The sequence below is a fragment of the Ottowia sp. oral taxon 894 genome (assembly GCF_001262075.1).
GTDB classification, from domain to species: Bacteria; Pseudomonadota; Gammaproteobacteria; order Burkholderiales; family Burkholderiaceae_C; genus Ottowia; species Ottowia massiliensis.
In genome coordinates this window covers 2,387,534-2,407,399 of sequence record NZ_CP012073.1, presented here as the reverse complement: position 1 = coordinate 2,407,399, position 19,866 = coordinate 2,387,534, and the positions used below count along the sequence as shown (strand labels likewise).

General features: G+C 65.9%; 18 protein-coding genes and 1 riboswitch. Of the genes, 9 read left to right on the top strand and 9 right to left on the bottom strand.

The annotated features are described in order from the left end of the window. The first annotated feature begins 282 nt into the window (after nt 1-282). The gene (locus ADJ79_RS10605) at nt 283-1,095 is read left to right on the top strand and encodes a sulfite exporter TauE/SafE family protein (RefSeq protein ID WP_050715934.1); all 813 of its coding nucleotides are present in this window, start codon (nt 283-285) and stop codon (nt 1,093-1,095) included. A 199-nt stretch (nt 1,096-1,294) separates the two neighbouring features. On the opposite strand, the gene ADJ79_RS10600 is transcribed toward ADJ79_RS10605, so the two are convergent. The 3 genes from ADJ79_RS10600 to rng all read right to left on the bottom strand — a co-directional run bounded on the left by ADJ79_RS10600 (nt 1,295) and on the right by rng (nt 4,506). Next, nucleotides 1,295-2,584: an MFS transporter gene (locus ADJ79_RS10600; protein WP_050715933.1), complete on the bottom strand. Its 1,290-nt coding sequence runs from the start codon at nt 2,582-2,584 to the stop codon at nt 1,295-1,297. Then, nucleotides 2,581-2,781, bottom strand: coding sequence for a hypothetical protein (locus tag ADJ79_RS10595; protein WP_050715932.1), 201 nt, complete (start codon nt 2,779-2,781; stop codon nt 2,581-2,583). The genes ADJ79_RS10600 and ADJ79_RS10595 overlap by 4 nt, the downstream gene beginning before the upstream one ends. Before the next feature lie 225 nt (nt 2,782-3,006). Then, nucleotides 3,007-4,506, bottom strand: a complete 1,500-nt coding sequence (gene rng, locus ADJ79_RS10590; RefSeq protein ID WP_050716577.1) for a ribonuclease G — start codon at nt 4,504-4,506, stop codon at nt 3,007-3,009. 341 nt (nt 4,507-4,847) lie between these two features. Here rng and ADJ79_RS14440 point away from each other — a divergent pair, with 341 nt between their 5' ends. Further along, entirely contained in the window at nt 4,848-5,438 is a 591-nt protein-coding gene (locus ADJ79_RS14440; RefSeq protein WP_156304146.1) for a hypothetical protein, read from the top strand. Nucleotides 5,439-5,522: 84 nt separating this feature from the next. Next, nucleotides 5,523-5,744, top strand: a complete 222-nt coding sequence (locus ADJ79_RS14435) for a hypothetical protein (protein ID WP_172674055.1) — start codon at nt 5,523-5,525, stop codon at nt 5,742-5,744. Between the two features lie 55 nt (nt 5,745-5,799). Here the strand turns inward: ADJ79_RS14435 and ADJ79_RS10580 are convergent, their stop codons facing one another. The 4 genes from ADJ79_RS10580 to ADJ79_RS10565 all read right to left on the bottom strand — a co-directional run bounded on the left by ADJ79_RS10580 (nt 5,800) and on the right by ADJ79_RS10565 (nt 11,586). Then, on the bottom strand, nt 5,800-7,215 hold the full coding sequence (locus ADJ79_RS10580; RefSeq protein ID WP_253273816.1) for a cobyrinate a,c-diamide synthase: 1,416 nt from the start codon (nt 7,213-7,215) through the stop codon (nt 5,800-5,802). Then, complete coding sequence (locus tag ADJ79_RS10575; RefSeq protein ID WP_082203261.1) at nt 7,212-9,071, bottom strand: TonB-dependent receptor domain-containing protein; 1,860 nt, start codon at nt 9,069-9,071, stop codon at nt 7,212-7,214. Before ADJ79_RS10575 ends, ADJ79_RS10580 begins: the two co-directional genes overlap by 4 nt. A gap of 93 nt (nt 9,072-9,164) precedes the next feature. Continuing rightward, nucleotides 9,165-9,462: riboswitch (cobalamin riboswitch) on the bottom strand. 391 nt (nt 9,463-9,853) lie between these two features. After that, nucleotides 9,854-10,855, bottom strand: a complete 1,002-nt coding sequence (locus ADJ79_RS10570; RefSeq protein ID WP_050715930.1) for a glycosyltransferase family 4 protein — start codon at nt 10,853-10,855, stop codon at nt 9,854-9,856. 53 nt (nt 10,856-10,908) lie between these two features. Continuing rightward, nucleotides 10,909-11,586: a protein-L-isoaspartate O-methyltransferase gene (locus ADJ79_RS10565; protein ID WP_050715929.1), complete on the bottom strand. Its 678-nt coding sequence runs from the start codon at nt 11,584-11,586 to the stop codon at nt 10,909-10,911. Between the two features lie 109 nt (nt 11,587-11,695). Here ADJ79_RS10565 and bioB point away from each other — a divergent pair, with 109 nt between their 5' ends. The 5 genes from bioB to ADJ79_RS10540 all read left to right on the top strand — a co-directional run bounded on the left by bioB (nt 11,696) and on the right by ADJ79_RS10540 (nt 17,596). Beyond that, a complete protein-coding gene (bioB, locus tag ADJ79_RS10560; RefSeq protein ID WP_082203260.1) occupies nt 11,696-12,721 on the top strand; it encodes a biotin synthase BioB in 1,026 nt (341 codons plus the stop codon). Between the two features lie 457 nt (nt 12,722-13,178). After that, entirely contained in the window at nt 13,179-13,541 is a 363-nt protein-coding gene (locus tag ADJ79_RS10555; protein ID WP_050715928.1) for a hypothetical protein, read from the top strand. Next, on the top strand, nt 13,538-14,533 hold the full coding sequence (locus ADJ79_RS10550) for a hypothetical protein (protein ID WP_050715927.1): 996 nt from the start codon (nt 13,538-13,540) through the stop codon (nt 14,531-14,533). The genes ADJ79_RS10555 and ADJ79_RS10550 overlap by 4 nt, the downstream gene beginning before the upstream one ends. Continuing rightward, on the top strand, nt 14,502-15,179 hold the full coding sequence (locus tag ADJ79_RS10545; protein ID WP_050715926.1) for an outer membrane lipoprotein carrier protein LolA: 678 nt from the start codon (nt 14,502-14,504) through the stop codon (nt 15,177-15,179). The genes ADJ79_RS10550 and ADJ79_RS10545 overlap by 32 nt, the downstream gene beginning before the upstream one ends. Then, a complete protein-coding gene (locus ADJ79_RS10540) occupies nt 15,176-17,596 on the top strand; it encodes an MMPL family transporter (protein WP_253273815.1) in 2,421 nt (806 codons plus the stop codon). Before ADJ79_RS10545 ends, ADJ79_RS10540 begins: the two co-directional genes overlap by 4 nt. Before the next feature lie 168 nt (nt 17,597-17,764). Here the strand turns inward: ADJ79_RS10540 and ADJ79_RS10535 are convergent, their stop codons facing one another. Beyond that, a complete protein-coding gene (locus ADJ79_RS10535; protein ID WP_050715924.1) occupies nt 17,765-18,379 on the bottom strand; it encodes a recombinase family protein in 615 nt (204 codons plus the stop codon). An 850-nt stretch (nt 18,380-19,229) separates the two neighbouring features. On the opposite strand from ADJ79_RS10535, the gene ADJ79_RS10525 reads away from it, so the two are divergent. Next, entirely contained in the window at nt 19,230-19,538 is a 309-nt protein-coding gene (locus ADJ79_RS10525) for a hypothetical protein (RefSeq protein ID WP_156304144.1), read from the top strand. A 6-nt stretch (nt 19,539-19,544) separates the two neighbouring features. Here ADJ79_RS10525 and ADJ79_RS14430 read toward each other — a convergent pair whose 3' ends face one another. Beyond that, nucleotides 19,545-19,802, bottom strand: a complete 258-nt coding sequence (locus ADJ79_RS14430; protein WP_156304143.1) for a hypothetical protein — start codon at nt 19,800-19,802, stop codon at nt 19,545-19,547. Between the last annotated feature and the right edge of the window lie 64 nt (nt 19,803-19,866).

Here is a 19,866-nt window from a genome sequence, read left to right as displayed (position 1 = left end):
GGTTTTCCGCTCGCAAACGCTCTAGAATTTGCGCGTCTGCGGCTGGGTGCCGGGTCATATATTTCCTTGAACCAATGCTCCTGTGAGCCTGGGTGGGGAATATCGTCTGGCTGGCGTGATCGTCTCGCGTCAGACGAACCCAAGGCCTTTCTGACCCCGCCCCCCTGAACCCCCGGTTCAGGATGCCGGCCCGGCGGCAGCCGCAGACACCTTTTCCGCTCTCTTTCGCCCTCTTTCCCCAAGCCGCTTCGCCGGCTTTTTTATTGCCCGGAGCACGCCGCCATGCCTCTTGAGCCGATGTCCATTGCCCTGCTTGCGCTGCTGGGGTTGCTGGGGGGCTTCATGGCGGGGCTGCTGGGCATTGGCGGGGGGATGATTCTGGTGCCGTTTACTTCGGCCATTCTGGCTGCGCAGGGCGTGGGAGCGGAGCTGGCGCTGAAGATGGCAATCGCCACTTCGATGGCGACCATTGTTTTCACTTCCATCAGCAGCGTGCGCGCGCATCACAGGCGGGGCGCAGTGCGCTGGGATCTGGTCCGGCGTCTGGCGCCGGGCATCGTGGCGGGCGCGGCGCTGGCCAGCCTGGGGGCGTTTGCCCTCATCAAGGGGCCTGCGCTGGGGGTGGTGTTCGCGGTTTTCGTGTTTTTTTCGGGCACGCAGATGCTGCTGAACAAAAAACCCGCCGCCACGCGCCAGCTGCCCGGCGCAGCGGGGCTGGCAGGCATGGGCGGTGTGATTGGCTTTTTGTCGGGGCTGGTGGGCGCGGGCGGCGGGTTTGTGTCGGTGCCGTTCATGACCTGGTGCAACGTGCCCATTCATCAAGCGGTGGCGACCAGCGCGGCGCTGGGCTTTCCGATTGCGCTGGCCAATACGGCGGGCTATGTCGCGGGCGGGCAGTCCGTCGGCGGGCTGCCCGCCTGGTCGCTGGGCTATGTGTGGCTGCCCGCGCTGGCGGCCATTGCCTCGTGCAGCGTGCTCATGGCCCCGCTGGGCGCGCGCGCGGCCCATGCACTGCCGGTGGGCAAGCTCAAGCGCGTGTTTGGCCTGGTGCTTTACGCGCTGGGCGCGTACATGCTGCACAAGACGCTGAGCTGACGGCGCATCGGACTCGAGCGTTCCGGACGCCTGGAAGCATCAAAAGCAGGAGCAGATTTGATAGGGGTGAAATGCCGCTCATCGCCCGTTCCACTAGGACATCATGCTATGAATGGCAGAGCGAAATAACGGCCTGTTTTCTGCCGCTGGCCCTGCCTGCGCCATCCGCCCCCTTGATAGCCAGGCTGCGAGCGCACTTTCAGCTGCCAGCGGAGCCGCCGCTTTCGCCCTGCTCCATGCGCCGCAGTGCGCGCGAGGCAAAGCCCAGCAGCATGACCAGCCCGCCGCACGCGCCCAGCAGCACGAACAGCCAGCGCGATCCCAAGGCCTCGCCCAGCGGCGCAGCCAGCGCCAGGCCCACGGGGCCGGCCAGGCCGATGAGCGCGTTCAGCAGCGACAGCACCCGGCCTTGCAAGTGGTTGGGCACCGCGCTTTGCAGCATGGCCATGAAAGGGGCGTTGCCCATGGCAAACGTCAGGCCGCTTAACAGCCAGAAGGCCGCGCCCAAACCGAACTGGTCTGCCGGGGCCAGCGCCGTGAGCGCCATCGTCAGGCCCGAAAGGGCAAAGCCCCACAAAAACCAGCGCATGCGCCGCTGCGGCGCGAAGGCGGCCACGAAAGCGCCCCCGGCGATCATGCCGATGCCGCTCAGGCTCTCCATCAGCGCCACCTGATTCGCGCCGCCCGCAAAGTGCGTTTTCACCAGCAGCGGCACCAGCGTGAACAGCGGCATCACGCACATCACCGCCGCGCCGATCAGGGCATAGAGCTGGCGCAGCGCCGCGTGCCGCCACACGGCTTGCACGCCCTCGCGCCACTCGCGCCACAGGCTGCGCCACCCGCCGCCGCGCGCGGCCCTGGGCTGCGGAATGGTGAAAAACAGCAGCGGCGCAATGCCCAGGAGCGCCGTCGCCACATCAATGGCCAGCGCCCAGCCCAGCGGCATGGCGCTCATGGCCAGCGCCCCCAGCGGCGGCGCGCCCACGGTCATGATGCCCATGAGCGACTGGTTCAGCCCCGCCGCGCGCGGCAGAAAGTAGCCCGGCACCAGCATGGCCGTGCTGGCCGCCGCCGCTGGCTGCTGAAACGCCTGCATGGCGCTGCGCACAGCCAGCATGGCGTAGATGTGCCACAGCTGCACGCGCTGCGTGAGAAACAGCGCAATCAGCACCGCCATGCACGCCGCGCTCACCAAATCAGAAGCCGCCATCAGCCAGCGGCGGCTGTAGCGGTCGGCCAGCGTGCCGCCCAGCGGCCCCAGCAGCGCCTGCGGCAGCAGGGCCGCCAGCGCCGCTGCGCCTAGCGCCGCCGCGCTGCCCGTGGTATCGGTAATCCACCACAGCAGCACAAATTGCGTGAGCGCCGAACCCGTGAGCGACAGCGCCTGGCCCGTGAAAATGGCCCCGAAGCGCAGCTTCCACGGCTGCCCCTCGGCCACGCCTGCCGCGCTGGCTTCGCCGTCCTGCCGCGCAATCCTTTCAGCGCTCATGCCGTCCACAGCTTGGCGGCGAAGGCCAGAAACAAAGCGCCCACGCCGCCCTTGCCCACGGCCCCGCCCTTGCGGTAGCGCGCGGCCACGAACTGCACCATCATCGACGGGAAAAACAGCAGCCCTTTCAGATTGAGCAGCGCCACCAGCACGGCGGCGGCAATGGTGAAGGTAACGGTGTCTGCAATGCCGAACATGGCATGGCTCCGGTCAGAACGCAAAAAAGGCAAGGCGTGAGCAGGCCAGCCTGCTGCGCGGGCGGATTTTCGCCGGGCGGCATGCGCAAGAACCAGGCCCGCCAGCCGCCATCCATCAAAAACAGGAGCGAATTTGAGCGCCCTGAAATGCCCATTGACGCAATTTCCACTAGGACATCATGCTATGGATTCAGGAGCTGAAAAGCCTGCGCAAGAGCAAGGCAATCAGCTCAGCGCCACGTCAAAGCTCTCCAGCCCCAGGCTGCTTTCGGCTTGCAGCGAGATGGGTTTGCCGATGTGGTCGGACAGGCTGGCCAGGTGCTGGCTTTCTTCGTCTTGCAGCAAGGCGATGACGGCAGGGTGGGCGACGATGCGGAATTCGCGCGGGTTGAACTGGTGGGCTTCACGCAGGATTTCGCGCAGGATGTCGTAGGCCACGGTGCGGGCGGTGCGCACGCGGCCGCTGCCCTGGCACAGGGGGCAGGGCTGGCTGAGCATTTGCGCCAGGCTTTCGCGGGTGCGCTTGCGCGTCAGCTCCAGCAGGCCCAGGGGCGAAAAACCGTCGGCGGCGGTGGTTTTCACGCGGTCGCGCGCGAGCTGGCGGCGCAGCTCGGCCAGCACGGCTTGCTGGTGTTCGGGCGTGGCCATGTCGATGAAGTCCACGATGATGATGCCGCCCAGGTTGCGCAGGCGCAGCTGGCGGGCAATGGCTTGCGCGGCCTCCAGATTGGTTTTGAAGATGGTCTCGCCAAAGTTGCGCGCGCCGGTGAAGGCGCCGGTGTTCACGTCGATGGTGGTGAGCGCCTCGGTCTGGTCAATGACCAGGTAGCCGCCGGATTTGAGTTCCACGCGGCGGCCCAGGGCGCGGGTGATTTCTTCGTCAATGCCGTAGAGGTCAAAAATGGGCCGCTCGCCGCTGTAGTGCGACAGCAGGCGCGCCGCTTGCGGCATGAATTCGTTGCCAAAGCGCAGCAGGCGCTGCAATTGCTCTTGCGAGTCGATGCGGATGCTTTGCGTGTGCTCGCCGGCCATGTCGCGCAGCACGCGCTGCATCAGGCACAAATCCTGGCGCAGCAGCGCGCCGGGCGGCGTGCGCGAGGCCGCTTCGCGGATGCAGGCCCAGGTTTTGCGCAGGTAGGCAATGTCTTCGGCCAGCGCGGCGTCGTCCGCATCTTCGGCATTGGTGCGCACGATGAAGCCGCCGCGCGCGCGGCCGCCCGATTCGAGCGCGGCTTGCTGCGCCAGCGCCTGCACGCGCTGGCGCAGGCTCTCGCGCTGGGCGGGCGCAATTTTTTGCGAGATGCCGACGTGCGCCTCCTGCGGCAAAAACACCAGCATGCGCCCGGCAATGCTGATCTGCGTGGAAAGGCGCGCCCCCTTGGCGCCAATGGCGTCTTTGATCACCTGCACCATCAGCGCCTGCCCCTCGAACACCAGCTTTTCAATGGGCCGCTGCGGCGCGCTGCGCTGGGCCGCTGGCGCTTCGCCTGCCGCCGGGGGCTGCCACACATCGGCCACGTGCAAAAAGGCCGTGCGCTGCGCGCCAATGTCAATAAAGGCCGATTGCATGCCCGGCAGCACGCGCACCACCTTGCCCAGATAAATATCGCCCACCTGCCCGCGCTCCAGCGCGCGCTCCACGTGCAGCTCCTGCACCGCGCCGTTTTCCACCACGGCCACGCGCGTTTCCTGGGGGGTGTAGTTGATGAGAATTTCCTGTTGCATGGTGAGCGCCGTCCGGCAGAGCGAAGCCGGAATTTTGCCGCCGGGCCAGCGCGCCGCCCGCGCTTTGCGGCCCATTTCGATCCGCTACTCCTCACGGCCAGGCTGTGAGCAGGCCCCAAGGGTAAAAACCACCGCTGCCATCGTTGCCGTGCGTGAACTCCTACATAGCGGACAAATCTTGCTGCCTGGCTACAGCAAACGCTGCAAAACTTGCTCGTTGGAGGAGATTTGCAGGCAAAGTTGTTCAGAAAACGGGATGGGTCTGAAGGATGTGTAACGAGGCTGTTTGGAACTCAAACCAAATCTGATTTGGCACACTCCTTATTTGCAGAAGGTTTAATATGAACGATACCAATGAAAGCTGGAGAAAACTTTTAACATCCAGGACACTAAAGTCCAATTTGATTTCGATTTCTCTCTTCTTGACGGCTCTTGAGATGTTTAAAGAAAGAGTTGTCGGGCTTCCAAAAACCTTTTTCATGGATATTAGCAAGCCTGGCGAATATACCATCAATGAACAATACAAAAAGGATGTATTGTCAAAAAATAAAAGCAGGGTATACGCTTCCCTATTATGGCTAAAAGAATTGGGAGCGATAGATCAAGCAGATATCGATAATTTTGATGAAATAAGAGAACACAGGAATGAATTGGCTCACAATCCTCTTTCATTTATTGCCGATGCAGACAAAAACATAGATTTCAACAAATTTTTTTGCCTAACAAATTTACTATGCAAGATAGAAAAATGGTGGCTTGTTCATTGCGAATGCCTCCCTGACATGTATTCCCATGATGCAGAAATCAATCCTGATGATATTGTAACGCCCTCTCAATGGACATTGAAATTATTGTTTGACATAGCATTAGAAAATGAACCAAAGGAAAACTTCTATCTTGATGGATTTTTTAATGATATTCAGCGTTCATAGATGCCAATCGGCAGTATACTGATGTTTGCAATAAAATTGCCTAAAAACAATGCTTGAGGATTCTAAGCTGTTTTTTGGATTATGATGCTCCGCCTGAAACAAGCTATCGATGACTTTCGGATAACTATTTTCTTCATTCAAACGCGAAATATCGCCTGGCCAGCAGATGAAGCTGAATGGATTCTTCACCCATCAAGACGGATTTCCGTATTTTGCATGGCGCAAAACGGCTGCTTTGTTTTCTTCACTTCCGCCAATCAGATGGGCTGGCAAAAGATGGCTCTTGATAATCTGATTCTTGAATGATTTCGAAATAAGCGCGGCCAACCTTGAGCGGCTGCGCGCCAGGCCAATCTCCGCCTCACGCCCCAAACAGCCAGGCCGCCATTGGCGGGCTGCTGGGCAGCCAGGCGTGGAAGTAGCTGGCGCGCACGCTGCCGTGCTGGTAGATGGCTTCGCCGCTGGTGCGGGCGCTGCCGGGGGCGGGGCGGGTGTGGGCGATGGGCGAAAGCGGGGTGCGGGCGGCGGAGTAGTGGAAGGTGTGGCCGCGAAGGGGCGGCAAAGCGGGCTGGGAGTGGCTGACGCTGTCAGCCGGCATGGCCCATTGCTGCATGCCCAGACCGCCGAGGCGTTTTTGCATGGCGGTCTCACCAGGCAGCAGGCCCCAGAGGGGCCAGGTGTGGCCGCTGGCGTCTGTCAGGCGCTCGAACAGGACCATCATGCCGCCGCATTCGGCCCAGATGGGTTTGCCTGCGGCGGCGTGGGCGTGCAGTTGCGCTTTCAGGTCGCTGCGCGCGGCCAGGCAGGCGGCGTGCAGTTCGGGGTAGCCGCCGGGCAGCCAAAGGGCGTCGCACGCGGGCAGGGCGTCGCCTGCCAGGGGCGAGAAGAAGACGGTGCGCGCGCCCAGTGCGTGCAGGGTTTGCACGTTGGCGGGGTAGATGAAGGCAAAGGCGGCGTCGCGGGCGATGGCGATGACGCGGCCGGCCAGCGGCTTTGCGTTGTCTTCAGGCGCGGGCGAATCGGGTGCGTCGGCCGATTCGGGCGCGTCGCCTGAATCTGGCGCATCCGGCGCATCAAAGGCGGCGGGCCAGCGCGCTTGCCATTCGGCCAGGCTCATTTGGCCCAGGGGCGTGGCGGCGAGCAGGTCGGCGGCGGCGTCCAGCCGCGCGAGGGCTTCGGCGCGGGGCATTTCGTGGGCGGCGATCAGGCCCAGGTGGCGCTCGGGCAGGCGCATGGCGGCACTTTGCGGCAGATGGCCCAGCCATTCGCTGTCAGGCAGGGCCTGGCGCAGCAGGCGGGCGTGGCTGTCGCTGGCCGCGCCGTTGGCCAGCACGCCGGCCCAGGGCAAGGGGCCGCGCGTGTCTTCGCCCCAGTGGCGCAGGCCGTGGGCGATGGCGCCCAGCGTTTGCGCCATGCGGCCTGTCTGAATGACGGCGAGCACGGGCAGAGCGAAGCGCCGCGCAAGGTCGGCGGCGCTGGGGTCGCTGTCGTGCAGGCCCATCACGCCTTCTACCAGCACCACGTCGGCTTGCTGCGCGGCCTGGCGCAGGCGCTGGCGGGCGTCGGCTTCGCCGGTCATCCACAAATCGATGTTGTGCGCGGGCTGGCCGCTGGCGAGCTGGTGCCAGAAGGGGTCGAGAAAGTCCGGCCCGCATTTGAAGACGCGCACGCGCCGCCCTTGCCGCGCGTGCAGGCGGGCCAGGGCGGCGGTGACGGTGGTTTTGCCCTGCCCGGATGAGGGAGCGCTCACGAGCAGGGCGGCGGCTTTGGCGCTCACGGCATGGCCCAGCGCAGGCCCACGTAGAAGCTGCGGGCGGGCTGCGGGTAGCCGCGCGCGGTTTCGTAGCGGGTGTTGGTGGCGTTGTCGATGCGCGCCAGCAGCGTCCATTGCCGCGCGAAGGTGGCGCTGGCGTAGAGGTTGAGCAGGCCGTAGCCCGCCATGGCGTTGCGGTTGGCGCGGTCGTCAAAGCGGCGCGAGTGGGCCTGCCATTCGGCGCCCACATCCCACAGGCCAATGCGCGTGTCGGCGGCCAGTTTGGCAATGCGGCGCGAGCGGCGGGGCAGGAGCTTGTCGCTGTCCAGGTCTTTGGGGCGCTGCACGTCGATGGAGGCCGTCAGGCGCACGGATGCAATGCGGTGCGTGCCGCTCAAGGCCACGCCTTCATATTGCGCGCGGCCGATGCTGTGGTAGCAGCCAAAGCTGGCGGCGCAAGGGCCTGCCGCGCCAAAGACGATGAGGTTGCGCACGCGGTTGCGATACACGGTCAGGTCAATCTGGCTGCCCTGGCGCGCCCAGTGCAGGCCCAGCTCCACGTTGCGGCCCGTTTCGGGCTTGAGGCCCGCCTGCCCGTATTGGCTGAAGCGCTGGTAGAGCGTGGGCATGCGCAGGGCGCGCCCGGCGGCGGCGCTCACGCGCCATTCGGGCGCAAAGCGCCAGCCGTAGGCCAGGCTGCCGCCGGTGTGGCCGCCAAAGTCGCTGTCGTCTTCGCGCCGCAAATTGGCTTGCAGGGTGTGCGGGCCGTGGCTGAAGCCGTAAATGAAATTGAGCGAGGTCTGGTGGCGGCTGCGGACGATGGGGTCGTTTTCCAGATGGTCATGGCGGCGCTCCAGCGTGGCGGCGGCCAGGTGCGGGCCTTCGCGCCATTCGCTGTGCAGCTGGGCGGTGCGCTGGCGCGTTGTGTTCAGGTAGGGCGATGGCCGCGTTTCATAGCGCTGGCCCGCGTGGCTGAGGGTGGCGGTGGTGCGCCAGGCGCGGCTCCACTGGGCGGCCCAGGTGCCAGCGAGCGTTTGCACGCGGTTGTCGCCCCAGTCATCGGCCCAGTTGGCGGGGCTGGAAGTGAAGTCGTCGTACTGCGCCTTCATGCGGCCCCACAAGGCGCTGGCTTGCAGGCGGTGCTGGTCACTCAACTGATAGCCCGCGCTGGCGCTGGCGTTGGTGTTGCGCCAGCCGTCGCGGTCGGGGTTGCCGCCGGTGCGCACGCTGTAGCCCTTGGCCTGCTCGTGCGACGCGCCCAGCGCGTAATCGGCCGCGCCGTTTTTGACGGCAAAGCCCGCATCGGCCTTCCACAGCCCCCGGCTGCCCGCGCCCACGCCAGCGTAGGGCGCAAAACCCTCGCGCGCGGCGCGCCGGGTGAAGATTTGCACCGCGCCCGCAATGGCGTCAGAGCCATACACGGCCGCCGCCGGGCCGCGCACGATTTCAATGCGCTCCACCTGCGCCAGCGGCAGCGCCTCCCACGGCGCGCCGCCAATTTGCAAGTCCATGCGCACGCCGTCCACATACACGGCGATAAAGCGGCTCTCGGCGCCGCGCATCATCACGGAAGTGGCCGTGCCCGGGCCGCCGTTGCGCGTCATCTCCAGCCCCGGCTGGCGCGCCAGCATGTCGGCCACGGTAGCCGCGCCGCTTTGGGCAATCTGCCGCTCGTCAATCAGCGTGAAATCGGCCAGCACGTCGGTGAGCGGCTGCGTGCTGCGGGTGGTGGTCACCGCCACGTCAGGCAAGGTGGAAGAAGAGGAAGAAGAGCGTTCATCGTGGCCGCCAGCGGCAGCGGCAACAGCAGGCGCGGCGGCCAGCAGGCAGGCAGCGGCCAGCGCCGAAGCGCGCGCAGGCGGATAAAGGCGAGAAGTCATGAGGAAAAACAGCTTGAGAAACAGCCCCGGCTGGCTTCCCCGCCAGCATGAAGGGCAATCACGGCCCGCGCGCGGCAGCGCTGTTGCGCCGCGCGCGGGCCACCTGTTGTTGGCCGGTATCCGGGCTGGCGGCTTGCCTTCGCGCCCGGCCTTCCGGCTGGCAGGCGCGCCGCCTGCACGCAAAGCAGGCACGCCAAGGCCGTGGCGAGGGTGGGAACGAAGCTGCGGCGCGATCAAAACCCTGAACAGGTTCTGGCCGCGCCGCATGCCGCTTACCGTTGCGGGGGCAGCGCAGGTTGGGCTTTGGAAACGAAGTTCCGGGGCCTTCCTGCTTCCCGTTGAACCGCGCCGCCAGAACGGCAGCGCAGGCACCAACAGCGTCAGATTGTAAGAAGCTGTTCAAGGAAAACGTTGCTGCGGATTACCCTGAAAAGCAGGGCGGCAAGGGCCGGCCCGCGTGGAAAGCGCTCCATCCATTGCTTTGGCAAAGCCGCAGGGTGCATTGAAAACAGGAGCAAATCTGAAGGGTTGAAAAACGGCTCTTGCGCAGGTTCCACTAGGACATCATGCTCCAAATTTGGAAGCAAATTCTGCCCTTTCCTTCTTCCTTTTTTGCGCGCGGTCTCGCCTTTTCATGCAGGTTGCGAACGGACTTGGCGGGAGCTGGCTGCTTCTTGCTGCTTTCCCTTTGCCTGCTGCAGCGCGATGGCATGTTCATGGGCCTGGCGTGAAGGGCGCCGTCTTTCGGAGCCTGTTGGCACGCTGTCCGTGGGCGCAAGCTCTCACGCCCGCAGCCGCCGGGGCACAGGCTCCAGCCCTTGCGCCACGGGCGGCGCCGGATTGAGGGCTTCGCCCGCCAGCACGCGCTCATAGCACTGCTGGTAGGCGCGGGCCATGGCCAGATGGCTGAAGCGGCGCTTGACGCTTTCATGGCAGGCGCGGCGGTCAAAGCGCTCCGCTCCGGCCAGTGCCTGCGCCAGGGCGCTTTCGCTGTCAGACAGAAAGCCGGTTTCTTCGCTCACCAGCTCGGGCAAAGAGCCGTAAGGCGTAGCGATGACGGGGCAGCCCAGATACAGGCTTTCGATGATGGCCAGGCCAAATGGCTCGTGCCAGAGCACGGGAAAGAGCAGCGCGCTGGAGCGGCGGATGAGTTCCAGCTTGTGCTCGCCGCCGGCCATGCCGTGAAAGCGCACATCGCGCCCGGCGTAAAAGTAGAAGTTGGATTTGAGGCTCCAGCGCCGCCCGCCCATCACGTGCAGGGGCAGCGCGGCGCGGCGGGCGATGCGCACGGCGCCTTGCAAGTTTTTGTTGCGGTTGGCGGCCTTGGCCAGGTAGTGCGCGTAGCGCGCGGCGGGCGGCGGCGCATTCAGGTTCGGCTCGCCGTAATCGGGCCAGTGCAGGCCGTTGTACACGTGGCACTGCGCGCCGTGAATGCGCGCGTGCTTTTGCGACAGGAAGATGGTGTTGATGGGGTAGGGCTGGCGGCTTGACCGGTTGGCATGCTCGGTGCAGACGTAAGGCGTGCGCACCAGGCCGCGCGCGTTGTCATACGGCCAGTGAAAGTGCAGCACATCGGCCCAGCCTTCAATCTGCGCTTCCAGTGGGCGGGCGGCGTCAAACACCTGGGCGGCGGGGTGGCCGGCCGGGTTGGCGCGCACCAGAAAGCGCGCTTCGTGCCCCAGCGCCTGCTGGCCCAGCGAAAGCGCCCACATCACGCGCTCGGTGCCGCCGTAGCGCAAGGGCGGCAAGGGGGTTTCGGTGAGCAGGATGTGGAGGATTTTCACGGGCAGGCCGGTGGCTGAAGGGGCGGCACGGGAGCAGCGTTAGGGGAGCAGCGTCAGAAGTGAAAGACGGGCGTGTCCGCAAAGTTCATCAGGCGCGGCGCGTTACAGTCCCACGGCTGGGTCAGGCGCACGCCTTCGCCTTGCAGTTGCACGAGGGTGGCGCGCATCACGGGTTCGTCGCCCGTGATGGCCAGCAGCCGTCCGCCGGGCGCCAGCTGCGCAATCAGGTGCTGCGGCGCGCGCGCCACGGAGCCGGAGAGCACGATGGCGTCAAACGGCCCTTGCGGCAGCGGCGAAGTCTGCGCGGCGTCGCCTGCCAGCACTTGCACGTTGCTTGCGCCCGCGCGTTGCAAATTGGCCTGGGCGAAGGCGGCAATGGCGTTGTCGATTTCAATGGTGAACACGCTGGCGGCCTGCCGCCCCAGCAGCGCGGCCATGTAGCCCGAGCCTGTGCCCACGTGCAGCACGCGCTCGCCGCCTTGCAGGCGCAGCTCTTGCAGCAGGCGGGCCTGCACGCGCGGCGGCAGCATCACCTGCCCGCGCTGGCGCGCCAGGGTTTCGTCATCGAGCAGGGGCAGCTCGATGTCGGCAAAAGCCAAGTCGCGGTATTTGGCGGGGGCGAAAGCCTCGCGCGGCACTTCGGCCAGCAATTGGCGCACGCGCTCGTCTGAAACATTCCAGGGGCGCACTTGCTGCTCGATCATGTTGAAGCGTGCTTTTTCCAGGTTCATCGCGGGTTTTCCAGCAGAGGGGCAAAAAGAGATGAATTCTAGAATTTCCACCTCTTTTCACAGGCATGCCGCACACGCAGCCACCCATGCAAACCAGGAGACAAGCCCCATGCACGCCACGCTTGACAAGCCCCAGCCGCTGCACTTCATGCCCCGCACCGCCCAGCCGGCCGCCCCGGCCAGCACGGGCCGCTGGAAAGTGGAGCAAATCGAAGCCTTGCTGAACCTGCCCTTTGCCGAGCTGATGTGGCAGGCCCAGCAGGTGCACCGCCAGCACTTCAACGCCAATGAAGTGGATTTTTCCTCGCTGCTGTCGGTGAAAACGGGCGGCTGCCCGGAAAACTGCGGCTACTGCTCGCAATCGGCCCACCACGACACGGGCCTGAAGGCCAGCAAACTGATGGAAGCCGACCAGGTGCGCCAGGCTGCGCAGGCCGCCAAGGCTTCAGGCGCGCAGCGCTTTTGCATGGGCGCGGCCTGGCGCGGCATCAAGGAACGCGACATGCCCGCCATTGCCGAACTCATCCACATCGTCAAGCAAGAAGGGCTGCAAGCCTGCGCCACGATGGGCATGCTCGAGCCCGGGCAGGCCGAGCAGCTCAAGGCCGCTGGGCTGGACTACTACAACCACAACCTCGACTGCTCGCCCGGGTTTTACGGCAACGTGGTCAGCACCCGCAGCTACGAAGACCGGCTGCAAACCCTGCGCCGTGTGCGCGAGGCGGGCATCAACGTGTGCTCCGGCGGCATCATCGGCATGGGCGAAACACGCCGCCAGCGCGCCGAGCTGATTGAGCAGCTGGCCAACCTCTGGCCGCAATACCCCGACAGCGTGCCCATCAACAACCTGGTGAAAGTGCCCGGCACGCCGCTGGAGAACGCGCCCGATGTGGACCCCTTCGAGTTCGTGCGCATGATTGCCGTGGCCCGCATCACCATGCCGCGCGCGCGCATCCGCCTGGCCGCAGGCCGCCGCCAGCTGGACGACGGCATGCAGACTTTGTGCTTTCTGGCTGGCGCCAACAGCATCTTCCTGGGCGAAAAGCTGCTGACCACCCCCAACCCCGACGCCGACGACGACCACCGCCTGCTCAAGCGCCTGGGCATGCGCGCCACAGACGCAGGCCGGCCCTGAGTCTGGGGGCCTGTTCAGAGTCTGTTCGCAGGCGCAGAAAGTGCGCACTTGGGGCGCGGCTTCGGGCGCTCTGCGGCGGCACGTCATTTCTGCGTGAAAGGCGAAAAAGCACAAACGGCCGCCGCCTCGCTGACGGATGGCGAGGCCCGCCGCCCGGCCAGACGGCGGGCATGGCGCCCGCGAAGGGGCAGTTTTCCCTTGCGCTCCGGCACAGACGGGCTGCCCTCAAGGCGACGGACTGGCAAATCCGCGTGAACAACACCATGCGCGCCGCACTGCCGGGCGGTTAGAACCTGCTCACAATCCGCCAGTGGGTGCGAAAAGCACAGGCTTGGGGCCGCCTGCGGCTTTTGTGATAATTTGCTCCTTGATTCATAGCATGATGTCCTAGTGGAACGTGCGCTAAAGCCATTTTTGACTCCATGAATCCGCTCTTGTTTTTGAGGTAAAACGCCTGATGACTGGCTCTCTTGCCAACTCTTTAGCTGCGCCGCCCGCTGGCGGCTTGCCTGACTGGCCGCTGCTGGCCCAGTGGCGGGCCAGCGTGCAGGCGGGGCAGTTTGACGGGCACTTTCCGGGGCGGCCCATCCTGCCGGGGGCGTGGCTGCTGGATGCGGTGGCGGCGCAGGTGGAGGCGGCCTGCGGGCGGCGCGTGCTGGCGGTGCGCGAGGCCAAGTTTTTGTCTGCCGTGCCCGCCACGCCGCCCGGCCCGCTGCTGCGTTTGCATGCGCGGCTGGAGCCGGATCTGGCGCGCTTTGCGCTGATGCACGGCGCGGCGCTGGCGTGCGCGGGCGCGCTGGCGCTGCAAGAGGGCGCATGAGCCGCAGCCCCGCCCCGCCCCAGGCTCCGGTAGAGCCGCCGCAGCAGCTGGCAGCAGGCAGCGCCGCCCCGTCCGCCGCCAGCGCCTGGCGGCAGCGGCCCGAGCGCAGTTCCATGTGGGTGCTGCGGCTGATGACCTGGCTTTCCTTGCGGCTGGGGCGGCGCGTCAGCCGGCTCATCCTTTATCCCATTGCGGCGTATTTCGTGCTGTTCGCCCCGGCGGCGCGGCGCGCCAGCCGCGACTTTCTGCGCCGCGCGCTGGGCCGCCCTGCGCGCATGGGCGATGGTTTCAGGCATGTGCTGGCTTTTGCTTCGGTGGTGCATGACCGCGTGTATTGGCTGCGCGGCCAGCATGAGCTGTTTGACGTGCGCCTGAGCGGCATTGAGCACGTGATCGGCCTGCGGCAGGCGGGGCGCAGCATCGTTTTCATGGGGGCGCACTTTGGCAGTTTCGAGGCGCTGCGCGTGCTGGGCGGGCGCTACGGGCTGGATGTGCGCATGCTCATGTACCCGGATAACGCGCGCATGGTCACGCAGACGCTGGCGGCCATCAATCCCGAGCTGACCGAAAGCGTGATCGCCCTGGGCCAGCCCGATGCCCTGCTGCGCGTGCACGAGCACATGGCCGCAGGCGGCTGTGTGGGCTTTTTGGCCGACCGCACGCTGCAAGAGGGCGATGGCAAGGCGCGCCTGCTGCCGTTTCTGGGCGATAAGGCTGCTTTTCCGCAGGGGCCGCTGCGGCTGGCGGCGCTGCTGCGCGCGCCGGTGGTGTTCATGGCGGGCATGTATCTGGGCGGCAACCAATACCATTTGGCGTTCGAGCCGATGGCCGATTTCTCGCATACGCCCGCTGGCGCGCGCGCGCAGGCGCTTGACCAGGCCCTGCAACGCTACGTGGCCTTGCTGGAGGCGCACTGTCTGCAAGCGCCGTGGAACTGGTTCAACTTCTATGACTTCTGGAATGCGTCTTCCCCGCCCCTGCCGCCTGGCTAGCGCCGCCGCGCTGCTGGCCGCCTGCTGCTGGCTGCCCGCCGCGCTGGCTGGCAGCTCCGCTCCGTCTGCGGCCGCCGCAGCGCCCGGCTGGGACGTGCCGCGCCTGATGCAGCTGCTGGCGCGCCATCCCACAGGCCGCGCCACGTTCACCGAGACCAAGACCATCGCGCTGCTGGACGAGCCGGTGGTCAGCTCCGGCGAGCTGCTCTACAGCCCGCCGGACCGGCTGGAAAAGCACACGCTCCAGCCCGAGGCGGAGTCGATGATCATCAACGGCAAGAACCTGACGCTGATGCAAGGCGGCCAGCGCCGCGAGCTGCGCCTGCCGCAGTACCCCGAGGTGGAGGCGCTGGTGGCCGCCCTGCGCGGCGCGCTGGCGGGCAGCCAGGCGCTTTTGCAGTCGCACTACGCGCTGGCGCTGGCGGGCAGTGAGGGCAGCTGGCAGCTGGCCCTCACCCCGCTGGACGAGCAGATGCGCCGCCGCTGGCTGCGCAAGGTCACCATCCGTGGCGCGCGCGGCGTGGTGCAAAGCGTGGAGATGGAGCAGGCCGACGGCGACCGCTCGCTGATGGAAATCCGGCCCGCGCCCACAGCTGCGGCTGAAGCCGCCTCCGCAGCCGCGCCCGCTCCATCCGCCGCCAAGTGAAGCGCGCCGCCATCCTCGCCGCCTGGCTGCTGCTGGCCGCCGCGTGCGTGGCCGTCATGCTCGGCGCGCGCTACAGCACCGACATGTCGGCCTTTTTGCCCAGCCGGCCCAGCGCGCGCCAGCAGCTGCTGGTAGATCAGATACGCGACGGCGCGCTCTCGCGCCTGGTGCTCATTGGCCTGCAAGGCGGCACGCCCGCCGCGCGCGCCCAAGCCTCGCGCGATCTGGCCGCCCGGCTGCGCGCCGACGATGCCTTTGCCGCCGTCATCAACGGCGACGCCGCCAGCCGCGAGCGCGATGAAGCCTGGCTGCTCGCCCAGCGCTACGCCCTCAGCCCGCAAGTGACGCCCGAACGCTTCACGCCCGAAGGGCTGCGCGCGGCCCTGCAAGGCAGCATCGCCGCGCTGGGCGGCTCCGCCGGGCTGGCGCTCAAGGCCCTGCTGCCGCGCGATCCGACTGGCGAGATGAGCGCACTCATCAGTCAAATGGCCGGCGGCCCTCTTCCCAACAGCAGCGAAGGCGTGTGGGCCAGCGGCGACGGCAGCCTGGCCCTGCTGGCGGCCCTGACCGCCGCCCCCGGCGCCGATACCGACGCGCAGGAGCGCGCGCTGGCACGGCTGCAAGCGGCTTTCGAGGCCGCTGCGCCCCCGGCCTCCGGCGTGCGGCTGCTCATGACCGGCGCGCCCGTTTTTTCCGTGGACGCGCGCCGCACCATCCGCAGCGAAGTCGGGCGCCTCTCGCTGGCGGGCACGCTCACCGTCTTTTTCATGATGCTGGCCTTCTACCGCTCGCTGCGCAACGTGCTCATTGGCCTGCTGCCCGTGGCCACGGGCATTGCCGCCGCCATCGCCGCCGTGGCGCTGGGCTTTGAAACCGTGCACGCCATCACCATCGGCTTTGGCACCACGCTCATGGGCGAAACCATCGACTACAGCATCTACTTTCTGGTGCAAAGCGGCGCGGGCGGCCATCCTGAAGCCGCCCGCCAGCGCGCCCGCTGGCTGCGCAGCTACTGGCCCACCATCCGGCTGGGCGTGCTCACCTCGGTGTGCGGCTTTGCCGCGCTGGCGTTTTCCAGCTTTCCGGGGCTGGCGCAGCTGGGCGTGTATTCCGTGGCCGGGCTGCTCACCGCCGCCGCCGTCACGCGCTACGTGCTGCCCGCGCTGCCCGCCGCGCCCGTGCCGCCTGGCAGCATCGCCTGGCTGGGCGCGCGCATGGCCGCACTGCGCCGCGCCACGCAGGCGCTGCGCTGGCCGGCGGCGGCCAGCGCGGCGGCGGCGCTGCTCATCGTCATCAGCCACGGGGCGGCGCTCTGGGCGCGGGGGCTGTCGGGCCTCAACCCCGCGCCGCTGGCGCTGCAAAAGCTCGACGAACGCCTGCGCGGCGAAGCGGGCGCGCCCGATCTGCGCTTTCTCGTCATCGCCCCCGCCGCCACGGCGGACGGCGCGCTGGCCGCCGCCGAACGCGCCGAGCGCCTGCTGGCCCCTTGGGTGCAGCGCGGCGACATCCTCCACATCGACAGCCCCGCGCGCTTTCTGCCCAGCGCCGCCGCCCAGGCCGCCCGCCGCGCCGCCCTGCCCGCGCCGGATGATTTGCGCCAGCGCCTGCAAGCGGCCACCAGCGGCCTGCCCATCCGCCCCGAACGCCTGGAGCCATTCGTGCAAGACGTGGCGCAGGCCCGCCAGCAGCCGCCCCTGACGGCCAGCGCCCTGCAAGGCGCCAGCTTTGACTTCGCCTTGCAAACCCTGCTGCTGCCGCGCGAAGGCGGCTGGGCCGCCCTGCTGCCCCTGCGCCTGCCGGACACGCTCGCGCCCGAAGGCATCGCCCGCCTGCAAGCCGCCGTGGACCAGGCGCTGGCGGGCGCGCCAGAAGAAGCGGCGGCAAAAACAGCGGCGGACGCGCCCTTTTTCCTGGACCTTGACGCCCAGACCGCCGCCCTGTTCGGCCAGTACCTGGACGAGGCCCTGCTCTTTACCAGCCTGGGCGCGGCGGCCATCCTGGCCGTGCTGGCCGCCGCCCTGCGCAGCGCCCGCGCCCTGCTGCGCGTGCTGCCGCCGCTGGCCGCCGCCGTGCTGCTCGTCATGGCCGCCCACGCGCTGGCGGGCACGCCGCTGACGCTGCTGCACCTCATTGGCCTGCTGCTCATTGTGGCCGTCGGCTCCAACTACGCGCTGTTTTTCAACCAGAACATCAGCGGCGCGCAAAGCGAAGGCGGCAGCGCCGCCGCCCTCGCCTCGCTTGCGCTGGCCAACGTTTCCACCCTCATCGGCTTTGGCGTGCTGGGCCTGTCGCAAGTGCCCGTGCTCCACGCCATCGGCGCCACCGTCGGCCCCGGCGCCCTGCTGGCGCTGCTGCTGTCCATGAGCTGGAGCGCGCGCCAGCCGCCCGCGTGCGGCCCGGAAAAAGAGCGCGCGTGAGCCGCCGGCTTGCAGCGCCCGTTCGCAAGCCGCCCCGCGGGGACGCGAAAGAGCGGACAGGCCAGGAGCGTGCTGCGGTTGTTTAGCTCCCATATCCATACTTTTGCGCGCACCCGTTTTTGCTCAAATTTCGAGCAATCCTTGCTCCGTAATTTGTAGCAAAACCCGTCAAAGCGTGTGGGTAATGTTGTCGTAATACAACGTGCGCACCTGGCCCCAATTACGGCGCTTGCGGCCAGTTGCTTCGTGGTAAAGGGCCAATGCGCGGCTGGCACTGATGCCGTAGGCGTCAGCTACAACCCTGTGCGGTACCCCCGCTGCGATCAGTTCGACGATCTCGCTCCGATCTTGCAGGGGTATCCTGCTCGGCCTGCCAATCTGGCGGCCCCGCTTGAGTGCCTCAAGCTGGCCCGCCATACAACGCTCACGGATCAGGCTTCGTTCAAACTCCGCTACGGCTCCAAGTACCTGCAGGAACATGCGCCCTGCAGCTGTGCCACAGTCGATGGGTTCAGTGAGGCTTCTCAATTGCGCGCCCCTGCCGCGTAGGTGCTCAATAATTTGTAGCAGGTGGTTGAGGCTTCGGGCCAGCCGATCCAGCTTGTAGATCACAAGCTGGTCGCCCGGCCCGATTTCGTGGAGAAGGGCGTCAAGCGCCGGTCTTTGTTTCACGGCAGACCGCCGCTCTTGGACGATTCGGTCGCATGCGGCAGCCTTTAAGGCCGATAGTTGCAGGCTGGTGTCTTGGTCAATCGTGCTGACTCTGGCGTATCCGTATTTCATACGTCTTCTGCTATTTGTGTGTTGTTGGCAAAAAGGGCTAGAGGGGCTGGCTAGTCCAGCTGGCCGCCTGCCGTGTCCCGTGTCGTCGTCCCGCGTCCCGTGTCCCGCGTCGTCGTCCCGTGTCCCGCGTCCCGCGTCGTCGTCCCGTGTCTCGCGTCCCGCGTCGTCGTCCCGTGTCCCGCGTCATCGTCCCGTGTCTTTCAGCACTGGCGATGCGCTGGCACTGGCGATGCGCTGGCGCTAGCACTGGCGATGCGCTGGCGCTGGCTCTGGCGATGCGCTGGCTCTGGCGCTGGCGATGCACTGGCACGGCAGGCGGCCAGCTGGACTAGCCAGCCCCGCAATCCCTTTTTGCTTCCCACCCCTCGCGCGGGCTTTCCCCCGCTTCGCGGCCCAAATCAGAGACTGGCGGCCCTTGCGTGGCCAGGCCAAAACATCATTGCAGCTGTTGGCCATTCGCCCCATCGAAAAAGCTGCCGCTGTTCCGTCCAAATGACACGGCTAATTGCCCAATCGCTGAAAACCGGCCGGTTTTTGTGGCCGCCTTTTTCAGCCAGGCAACCAATCTGGAAAGCACCGCTTCTTCAGTCGCCTCTGATGATGGCTCCGTTCAGCGCCGTGTGCCCGTTCCACAAAACGTCCAGCCTGTCAAGGGCAAGGGCTTCGCCGCCGTGCTCACCCGGTCCCTTCGCTTCGCTACGGGCTGCGGCTTGCGCGCGGCCCCTTGACAGGCTGGCCGTTTTGTTGAGTTGTTGCTCCTCATGGGGATGGCCCCAGGGCTGCGCCCCGGCGCCATCCCCAACCGGAGAAGCGGGCAAAATCTCCGTCAAACTGAAAGGAAAAAATGCAAATGGAACTGGCAATCTTCGAAGCTCTGACCGCCGCCAATGTGCCTGCCGACAAGGCCAAGGCCGTTGCGTCGTCCATTGACGCGGCCATTGACCGCCGCTACTCGCTTCACTCGCAGCAGCTGGCAACCCGTGGAGATGTGGAAAACGCCAGAAAGGAAATCGGAGAGCTTCGCGGAGAAGTGAAAGCAGAAGCTGCAAATATCCGTGGAGAAATGGCAAAAATGCAAAGCGAAATCATCAAATGGTGTGTCGGGGCCATTTTCACGTCCACAGGGCTTACCCTTGCGATCGTCAAAATGCTTTCGTGATTTACATCACGCAAGCAACAAAAAAGCCGCCTTCGGGCGGTTTTTTGTTGGCCCCTGTTTTCCCGTCTCCAGCCATTCAAGCGGCCCCGCTTGGCTGCGCAATGGTTTTATCTGGTTCTTCCTTTGTTCATATTCGTTTTTTACATCAGGCGCTTGATGAATATTTTCGGAGAGAATGAATAATGATAGTGCCTGAATCTTTTTTATGGTGTATTGTTTTTCATAATGTGCTGATAGTGATAGCCATGTTTTGGGGTCTTTCAAACCTTTCAAAAGAAGAATAATATGTCTTATTCAGAATATCAATTCATTCAGACATTTATTTTTG